The following is a 9,073-nucleotide window of genomic DNA, read 5'->3' as shown; positions in this document are numbered from 1 at the left end:
CCGATCATCTCCATCGAAGACGGCATGGACGAGTCCGACTGGGCTGGCTGGAAAGTCCTGACCGACAAGATCGGCGAAAAGGTACAGCTGGTCGGTGACGACCTGTTCGTAACCAACACCAAAATCCTGGCGGAAGGCATCGAGAAAAGCATCGGTAACTCCATTCTGATCAAATTCAACCAGATCGGTTCTCTGTCTGAGACTCTGGACGCGATCAAAATGGCAAAAGACGCAGGTTACACCGCTGTGATCTCTCACCGTTCCGGTGAAACCGAAGACAGCACCATCGCCGATCTGGCAGTTGGTACTGCTGCGGGTCAGATCAAAACCGGTTCTCTGTGCCGTTCAGACCGTGTATCCAAATACAACCGTCTGCTGCGTATCGAAGAGCAACTGGGTGCGAAAGCCCCATACAAAGGTCGCTCTGAGATCAAAGGCCAGTAATTCTGGCGGATGTAAAAAAACGGGCTTAACGGCCCGTTTTTTATGGGCGCAGTTTTTATCATTGTTACCGGGTTGTGATTGTACCGGACGCAGGTCGCTTTCCAGACAGTTTCGGCCTGTTTAAACGTGGCTCTGTGCACTAAACTCTGTACCCTGATGGGATCATCGAACCGGAAAACGGAATGTCGGAAAAATTTATCCCGAATTTAAAAAACATACTGATGATTGTGGTACCGGTTTTTCTGCTGTTACTGCTGCAATACCGTATCTGGTTTGACGACAGCGGTGTGATTGCCACCCGCAGTCTGCAGCACGGAATCAGCAAACTGCATCAGGATAACGAAGTTCAGCAGAGTGAAAATGAATCGCTGATGGCTGAAGTGATGGACCTGCGTGCCGGCAGTTCGATTCTGGAAGAAAAAGCCCGGGAAGAGCTGGGGCTGGTACGCGAAGGCGAAACCTTTATTCTGTTTGTTGATCCGCAACCATCAGCACAACCGTGACAGACCGATAATAATGACAAGCCCCAAGTTCTGGCCCATTCTCCCCGCCGCAGGCGTTGGCTCACGCATGCAGGCCGACCGCCCGAAGCAATATCTGACACTGCAAAACCGCTATCTGATTGATCACACGCTGGCGCTGATGCTCAGCTATCCGGCGTTTGAACGTCTGGTACTGGTGCTGTCTGCGGATGATCCGTATTGGCCGCACAGCGACTTCGCCAGCGACATGCGTATTATCCGTGCCGCCGGCGGCAGTGAGCGCTGTTATTCTGTGCTCAATGGTCTGCAGGCACTGGAAGGTATTGCCGCTGCAGATGACTGGGTAGTGGTACACGATGTGGCGCGCCCCTGTCTGCTGCATTCTGATCTCGATAAATTGCTGCACACGATTCAGGACCCGGGTGCTATTCTCGCTGCTCCGGTGCGCGATACCATGAAACGCGGCAGGCAAGGGGCAGATAACAGCACTGTTGCGGGTGCCGTTATCGATCATACGGTTGAACGTGAACAGTTATGGCATGCGCTGACACCGCAGGTATTCCGCTATGCTGAACTGAAGCATGCGCTGCAAAAAGCACTGGCTGATGGCTTTGAAGTAACGGATGAAGCCTCCGCCATGGAACACCTTGGACTGTCACCGGCACTGGTCGCCGGACAGGCCAGTAATATTAAAGTCACGCGCCCGGAAGATCTGGCGCTGGCAGAATTCTTTTTATCCCGCTCTGAGGACTGACCCCTTATGCGTATTGGCCATGGTTTTGACGTTCATGCATTTGAAGACGGCGATTTTATTACCATTGGTGGTGTGCAGATCCCTCACAGCCGCGGACTGAAAGCCCATTCCGATGGTGATGTTGCATTGCATGCTCTGGCAGACGCCCTGCTTGGCGCTGCCGCGCTGGGTGATATCGGTCAGCATTTTCCGGATACCGATGAAGCTTATGCCGGTGCCGACAGCCGGGTGCTGCTGCGTCATGTGATGTCGCTGGTGGCGGATAAGGGTTACCGTGTCGGTAATGTCGATGTCACCATCATTGCTCAGGCGCCGAAAATGGCACCGCACATCCGCTCTATGCGTGACTGCATTGCTGAAGATCTGCAGGTGCGCCTCGACGATGTAAACGTCAAAGCCACCACCACCGAAAAACTCGGCTACGTCGGCCGTAAAGAAGGCATCGCGGTCCACGCGGTGGCCTTGCTGTTAACTAACGAACATTGAGAAGTGTGTGAACGAATCCCTGTTACCCGATTGGCCTAATGCCTACCCAGAGACTCAGGCCCGTGCGGTTCTGAAAGCCGACAACGCCGACTTCCGGGTGGATGAAATGCCACTGGATCAGCCCTGTGGCGATGGTGAGCACGTCTGGCTGCACATCGAAAAGAACGGTGCCAATACCGCCTGGATTGCGAAAAAGCTGGCAGAACTGGCTGGCGTTAAAGAGATGGATGTTGGCTATGCCGGGATGAAAGACCGCAATGCCATTACCCGTCAGTGGTTCAGTATTTATCTGCCGAGAGTCGAAGCGCCGGATTTCGCTCAGCTCAACGATGATGAAATGACGGTACTGGTACAGACCCGGCACAGCAAAAAATTACGCCGTGGTGATCTGCTCGGTAACCGCTTCGAGATCCGCCTGACCTCTGTGCAGGGTGATCGTGACGCTATTGAGCGTAACCTGCAGCTGGTGCGTGAACACGGCGTGCCTAACTATTTCGGTGAGCAGCGTTTTGGTCACGGCGGCGGCAATATTGAATCCGGCCGTGCCATGCTGGCCGGCGAGTTCAAAGTTAAAAACCGCAACAAGAAAAGCATTTACCTGTCAGCTGTGCGCTCACTGATTTTCAATGATGTGGTGGCGGAGCGTATCCGTCGTGGCCTGTGGGGTCAGAGCATCAGTGGTGACATTATGGATGACAGCGAAACTCCGACAGCACCACTGTGGGGACGAGGCCGCCTGGCCAGTACTGAGGACGCGCTGGCGCTGGAAACTCAGATTGCAGAATCCCACGCGGCTCTGTGTGATGGTCTTGAGCATGCGGGTCTGAAGCAGGAGCGCCGTGCAGTGGCAGCACTGGCTGCCAATCTCAGCTGGGAATGGCAGGAAACGCCAGAACAAACGGCGCTGAGTCTCTCCTTTTCGCTGCCAGCCGGGTATTATGCGACATCGGTAATCCGCGAAATATTGCACACAGAAGAAAAGGAACGCAGTGAATGAAGCTGATGTTGTCCAATGATGACGGAGTCCATGCCCCCGGACTCAGGACGCTCAGGCAGTCTCTGGAACAGGCCGGTCACACTACCTGCGTGGTAGCGCCGGACCGTGACCGCAGCGGGGCCAGCAACTCCCTGACGCTGGATCGTCCGCTGCATCCGCTGCATCTGGACGAGGGCATCATCAGCATCAACGGTACGCCAACGGACTGTGTACATCTCGGTATTAACACGTTCTATAAAGACCAATGTGAGCGCGTTATTTCCGGCATTAATGCCGGTGCCAATCTGGGCGACGACGTTATCTATTCCGGTACCGTGGCCGCCGCGATGGAAGGGCGCTTTCTGGAAAAGACACCGGTTGCGGTGTCTCTGTGCGGTAAAAGCCATTTTGCTACCGCCGCCCGGGTGCTGCTGGAACTGCTGCCAAAACTGGAGCAATTACAGCTGCCGGCAAATTCCATCATCAATATCAATGTGCCTGATCTGGCCTATGAGGAATTGCAGGGCATCGAAGTGACCCGCCTCGGCCACCGCCATAAATCCGATAATCCGGTGCTGACCACCAATCCCCGCGGCAAAGAGTGTTACTGGATTTCCGCCGCCGGTGCGTTTGCCGATGACGGCCCGGGCACAGACATACACGCCATCGAACAGGGTAAGGTTTCCGTTACCCCGATCGCCATGGATATGACCCAGCATTCCACTCTGCAGAGAGTGACCGAGGTTTTAGAGAACTGAGCCAGTGAACGATCAACAGGTAAACGGAATTGGCATGACCTCTCAGCGCACCCGCAACAGGCTGGTGCAGCGTCTGAGAGATAACGGAATCAAAGATGAGTCTGTGCTGGATGTTATGGCTCAGACGCCACGCCATCTTTTTGTTGATGAAGCACTGTCTCATCGCGCCTACGAAGATACAGCGTTGCCAATCGGCAATGGCCAGACCATCAGCCAGCCCTATATCGTCGCCCGTATGACGGAATGTCTGCTGGCCGCCGGTCCACTGCAGAAAGTGCTCGAAATCGGAACCGGTTCCGGTTATCAGACCGCAGTACTCTCGCCGCTGGTGAAAAAAGTTTACAGTGTCGAACGCATCGACGCGCTGCAGAAACGCGCAGCGAAACGTCTGCGTGATCTGGGCTATCGCAACCTGTCGCTGAAGTTATCCGATGGCAGCTGGGGTTGGCCTGAATACGGTCCGTTCGACGGCATTATTGCTGCTGCCGCACCGGAGCAGGTGCCACAGTCACTGCTTGATCAGCTGGCCGATGGCGGCCGGCTGGTGATGCCGGTGGGTGGTGCTGAACAAAAGCTGGTGTTAATTACCCGTCACGGTGAACACTTCAGCCGTAAAACACTCGAAAGTGTAAAATTTGTACCGTTTTTGCCGGGTGTTCAGAGCTGACCAGACGCTGCTGCCCGGCTGAGTAACCACAGGACAACAACGCATGAAACATCTCTGGCTGTTCCTCAAAGGATTAGCAATGGGGGCAGCCGATGTGGTGCCCGGAGTCTCCGGGGGCACCATCGCCTTTATTACCGGTATCTACACCGAGCTGCTGGACAGTATCCGCAGTGTTAATCTCAACGCCGTCAAAACACTCTTCCGCGATGGACCAGCCGCCGCCTGGCGCGCCATTAACGGTACTTTTCTGCTGGTGCTGGGCAGCGGCATTCTGATCGCGCTGGTATCCCTGGCCAAACTGATTCATTTCCTGCTGATGAACTACCCGGTGTGGGTCTGGTCTTTTTTCTTCGGGCTGATCATTGCCTCCTGCTGGCACATCGGTAAACAGATTCCGCGCTGGCGCCTGCCTGAAGTTCTGCTGCTGTTGCTGGGTGCTGTTGTTGCCGGCTGGATCAGCATGGCCTCGCCGACGCAGACTGAGGCAACGCCGCTGGTGGTGTTTCTGGCCGGCAGTGTGGCCATCTGTGCCATGATTCTGCCGGGCATTTCCGGCAGTTTTATCCTGCTGCTGATGGGCCTTTATGCGCCGATTCTGGGGGCGGTAAAAAGTTTTGATCTGAGCATCATCGGCCTGTTCGGCTGTGGCGCTGTGTTGGGACTTATGGCGTTTTCGCGTCTGCTCAGCTGGTTGCTGCATCACTATCGCAGCCAGACTTTTGCCTTGCTGAGCGGCTTTATGGTCGGTTCTCTGGTGAAAGTATGGCCATGGAAAGAGACCTTACAGACGCGGATTAACAGTCATGGCGAAGAAATTCCCTTTATCCAGAGCAACATCTTGCCGCACATGACGGCAGAAACTGGCCTCGCCTGCCTGTTGGCGCTTGCCGGTATTGCTCTGGTTCTTGGTATGGAACGCATTGCAAGAGACTGAAAGGCGGAGTTTTGTCAGTGTTTTGTTAAAGAACACTTGTTAACTAAAAATAAGCTTTTGCAAGTTATGGGTATTTTTTTTATGTGACTCTCCGGTCTAACCCACTAAACGGGCATGAGAGTAAAGAAAACACAGCTTTTTTAAGACTTATTTAGAATTATTAAAGTTATTTTTATATCCGGAAGTTTGAAAGTAGGGCCTTTCCGGATGAAATCAAAAAGCTGTCATTTTTGAGTGTCAAAAAACAACCACCGGCGGTAGATGATGAAAGCACTGGCCACTGTCACATTAGTCACGATAGCCACACTGTTAACAGGGTGTTTGTCCGGACGAGAATTTGTCTCAGTTGAAGAGAAGTTCAGTAAACAGGAAAGCGCGTCAGGAATCCATCTCGTGCAAAAAGGAGATACCCTGTTCTCGATCGCCTGGCGCTACGGAGTAGACTATCGGCAGTTAGCGAGTGCTAACTATATATACAGCCCTTACACTATCTACCCTGGTCAAAAAATTGACGTTAGAAATATCAACAGAAAGCCCGCCAGTACCAAACCCGTACGCGTCGAAAAACCGTCAAAAGTGCCGACAAAAAATTCGATACCCGTCACAGTCCCTCCTCAAATCAGTCAAAACCCGCCAGAAAAGCCTGCCATTCAAGCTGAAACTGACTGGAAATGGCCAGCAAATGGTCGTTTGATTGGCTATTTTTCGACCAAAAAGCCGGTCAGCAAGGGGATTGATATCACCGGTTCTTTGGGAGAATCTGTGTCTGCAGCAGCGGCAGGAACTGTGGTCTACGCAGGACAGGGTCTGCGTGGTTACGGCAATCTGGTGATTATTAAACACGACGATACTTACCTTAGTGCCTACGCCCATACCAGCCGCATTCTGGTCCGCGAACAGGAAGTTGTTAAAGCGGGGCAGAAAATTGCCGAAATAGGATCTACTGGTACCGACAAAGTGAAACTTCACTTTGAGATCCGAAGAAACGGCAAGCCGGTTGATCCGCTCGAATACCTGCCTTCCAGGTCCGGTTAGAGTTGGATATAAATTAACCAGTCGTTCTGGTATGAAATCTGTTTCGGTTCAGATTCGGGACGACCAATAAGGCGGGAACTAAACATGGCAGTACAACAACAGCGCGAATTACGAGAAGAAGACGTTTTTGATGATGTAGACGAACTGGCTTTGGTCGACAGCGATGATGATTCAGCTGACGACAAAGAAGAAGCGGTAGAGAAGTTCGCTGCAGACACATCATATAAGGCAATGGATGCCACTCAGTTGTATCTGAATGAAATTGGTTTTTCACCTCTGCTGTCTGCAGAAGAAGAAGTACACTACGCACGACTGGCCCGTAAAGGCGACGAAATGGGCCGCCGTCGTATGATCGAGAGTAACCTGCGACTGGTGGTAAAAATCTCCCGTCGTTACGTGAACCGCGGTCTGTCGCTGCTGGATCTGATCGAAGAGGGCAACCTGGGTCTGATCCGCGCAGTAGAGAAGTTTGATCCGGAGCGTGGCTTCCGTTTCTCTACCTACGCGACCTGGTGGATTCGCCAGACCATTGAACGTGCCATCATGAACCAGACCCGTACCATCCGTCTGCCGATTCATGTGGTTAAAGAATTGAATGTGTATCTGCGTGCTGCCCGTGAGCTGACGCAGAAACTGGATCACGAGCCGACAGCAGAAGAAATTGCTGCGCTGCTGGAAAAACCAGTGGAAGACGTTAAGCGCATGCTCAAGCTGAACGAGCGTGTAACCTCCATTGATACTCCGATGGGTCCGTCATCCGACAAATCCATTCTGGATACCATCGCTGATGAGCGTGTGAATGATCCGGGTGAAGAACTGCAGAATCAGGATATTCAGTCGAATCTGGATCGCTGGATTGAAGAATTACCTGAGAAGCAGCGTGAGGTTCTGTCCCGTCGTTTCGGTCTGCGTGGTTATGAAACCAGCACACTGGAAGATGTGGGCCGCGAAATCGGTCTGACCCGTGAACGCGTGCGTCAGATTCAGGTAGAAGCGCTGAAGCGTCTGCGTGAAATTATGGAAAAACAGGGTCTGAATGCTGCCACGCTGTTCGGCGAAGCATGATCACTGATTCCATCACGCTGAAGTGATACTGCCTCGAAACGAAAAAGGCTGCCTTATGGCAGCCTTTTTTGTGCGGCTCTTCATGCTGTTTAGAGCGCTGTTAAAAACGCTCTCAACGGCCACACAGGAATGCTGAGACTCAGCGCTCCAGGTATTGCAACTTGTCCGCGACACCGTCCCACTCTGCAGCGTCTGGCAGCGGATCTTTCTGTTCGGTGATGTTGTTGCCGACCCATTCTTCCGCCAGTTCAGCGTTCAGCTCGATGTACTGCTCCTGACCAGCCGGCACTTCGTCTTCAGAGAAAATCGCCTGAGCCGGGCATTCTGGTTCGCACAGCGCACAGTCGATACACTCGTCCGGGTGAATCACCAGAAAGTTAGGGCCTTCGTAGAAACAATCAACCGGGCAAACTTCTACGCAGTCGGTGTACTTACATTTCACACAGTTATCGGTAACGACGAACGCCATCCGGTGATCTCCTGTTTTTAAATTCGTTATAACTCATCAATTCTGGCTGTGCCTGACGCCGACGACGGGCCTGAGCACAGATGTTGGCCGGTATTTTAGGTAGCGCAAGCCCGAGCGGCAAGATCAGGCATCAGACTGTTCCGTTATAGGGATATTTAAAGCAGTTATTTAAAAACCGCTTTTTATACCCACGAAAGCCTGTAACGCTTATATCAGCTTCTTAAGTTCGTACAGCAGCTCCAGCGCCTGACGCGGTGTCAGCTCGTCGGGATCAACGGCAGACATTCTTTCTTCCGCAGCTGAAGGTGCTGAGGCAAACAGGTCGTTCTGCCATGGCTGATCGGCCGCGGGCACTTTTTTAGCGGTTGTGACAGGGGCAGCGGCTTCTTCCGCAACAGAAGGAGCAACCGAAGTGGCAACAACACCAGCCTGTGGCTGGCTGTGGCTGCTGCTTTTTTCCAGGTATGCCAGCTGTGCCCGTGCGGCGCTGATAACGTTGTCCGGCACGCCGGCCAGTTGCGCTACCTGCAGACCATAGCTCTGGCTGGCCGGACCATTTTCCACCGAGTGCATGAAGATAATACGCTCGTCATGCTCGGTGGCTTTCAGATGGACGTTCACCACGTTGTCCTGCTGTTCCGGCAGGGCCGTCATTTCAAAATAATGGGTGGCGAACAGGGTGAAAGCCCCGGTGTTCTGTGCCAGATGTTCGGCACTGGCCCAGGCCAGGGATAAACCATCAAAGGTGCTGGTGCCGCGGCCAACTTCGTCCATTAACACCAGGCTCTGCTCAGTGGCGTTGTGCAGGATGTTGGCCGTCTCGGTCATTTCCACCATAAACGTAGAGCGGCCGCCGGCGACATCATCCGACGATCCCATGCGGGTAAAAATACGGTCCACCGGGCCCAGGGTACATTCGTCGGCCGGTACGTAACTGCCGATATAAGCCAGCAGGGAAATCAGCGCTACCTGACGCATGTAGGTGGATTTACCGCCCATGTTC

The 9,073-nt window shown here is 53.2% G+C and carries 11 protein-coding genes and 1 pseudogene; 10 read left to right on the top strand and 2 right to left on the bottom strand.

Annotated elements, in window-relative coordinates; all coding sequences use genetic code 11:
- The 10 genes and pseudogenes from eno to rpoS all read left to right on the top strand — a co-directional run.
- Positions 1-444: pseudogene (gene eno, locus B2Z72_RS19165) on the top strand (phosphopyruvate hydratase); the annotation flags it as partial.
- Positions 445-626: 182 nt separating this feature from the next.
- Positions 627-947 carry an FtsB family cell division protein gene (locus tag B2Z72_RS19160; protein WP_296986331.1) on the top strand — a complete coding sequence of 107 codons (321 nt, stop codon included), beginning with the start codon at positions 627-629 and terminating at the stop codon, positions 945-947.
- 13 nt (positions 948-960) lie between these two features.
- Positions 961-1,680: a 2-C-methyl-D-erythritol 4-phosphate cytidylyltransferase gene (gene ispD / locus B2Z72_RS19155; RefSeq protein WP_296986334.1), complete on the top strand. Its 720-nt coding sequence runs from the start codon at positions 961-963 to the stop codon at positions 1,678-1,680.
- 6 nt (positions 1,681-1,686) lie between these two features.
- The gene (ispF, locus tag B2Z72_RS19150; protein WP_296986336.1) at positions 1,687-2,166 is read left to right on the top strand and encodes a 2-C-methyl-D-erythritol 2,4-cyclodiphosphate synthase; all 480 of its coding nucleotides are present in this window, start codon (positions 1,687-1,689) and stop codon (positions 2,164-2,166) included.
- Between the two features lie 7 nt (positions 2,167-2,173).
- Positions 2,174-3,163, top strand: coding sequence for a tRNA pseudouridine(13) synthase TruD (gene truD / locus B2Z72_RS19145; RefSeq protein WP_296986338.1), 990 nt, complete (start codon positions 2,174-2,176; stop codon positions 3,161-3,163).
- The gene (gene surE, locus B2Z72_RS19140) at positions 3,160-3,900 is read left to right on the top strand and encodes a 5'/3'-nucleotidase SurE (RefSeq protein ID WP_296986340.1); all 741 of its coding nucleotides are present in this window, start codon (positions 3,160-3,162) and stop codon (positions 3,898-3,900) included. The genes truD and surE overlap by 4 nt, the downstream gene beginning before the upstream one ends.
- 34 nt (positions 3,901-3,934) lie before the next feature.
- Complete coding sequence (locus B2Z72_RS19135) at positions 3,935-4,567, top strand: protein-L-isoaspartate(D-aspartate) O-methyltransferase (RefSeq protein WP_296986342.1); 633 nt, start codon at positions 3,935-3,937, stop codon at positions 4,565-4,567.
- Between the two features lie 43 nt (positions 4,568-4,610).
- The gene (locus B2Z72_RS19130; protein ID WP_296986344.1) at positions 4,611-5,501 is read left to right on the top strand and encodes a DUF368 domain-containing protein; all 891 of its coding nucleotides are present in this window, start codon (positions 4,611-4,613) and stop codon (positions 5,499-5,501) included.
- 261 nt (positions 5,502-5,762) lie between these two features.
- Positions 5,763-6,536: a peptidoglycan DD-metalloendopeptidase family protein gene (locus B2Z72_RS19125; RefSeq protein ID WP_296986346.1), complete on the top strand. Its 774-nt coding sequence runs from the start codon at positions 5,763-5,765 to the stop codon at positions 6,534-6,536.
- A gap of 84 nt (positions 6,537-6,620) precedes the next feature.
- Positions 6,621-7,601: an RNA polymerase sigma factor RpoS gene (gene rpoS, locus B2Z72_RS19120; RefSeq protein WP_296986349.1), complete on the top strand. Its 981-nt coding sequence runs from the start codon at positions 6,621-6,623 to the stop codon at positions 7,599-7,601.
- 139 nt (positions 7,602-7,740) lie between these two features.
- Here the strand turns inward: rpoS and fdxA are convergent, their stop codons facing one another.
- Both fdxA and B2Z72_RS19110 read right to left on the bottom strand, forming a co-directional pair.
- Positions 7,741-8,070, bottom strand: coding sequence for a ferredoxin FdxA (fdxA, locus tag B2Z72_RS19115; protein WP_296986351.1), 330 nt, complete (start codon positions 8,068-8,070; stop codon positions 7,741-7,743).
- A gap of 207 nt (positions 8,071-8,277) precedes the next feature.
- A partial coding sequence (locus tag B2Z72_RS19110; RefSeq protein ID WP_414716716.1) for a MutS-related protein occupies positions 8,278-9,073 on the bottom strand: 796 nt, incomplete at its 5' end.

This window comes from Thalassolituus sp. UBA6592, from assembly GCF_002433655.1.
Lineage (GTDB): Bacteria > Pseudomonadota > Gammaproteobacteria > Pseudomonadales > Oceanobacteraceae > Venatoribacter.
This window is presented reverse-complemented; position numbering and strand designations above follow the sequence as displayed.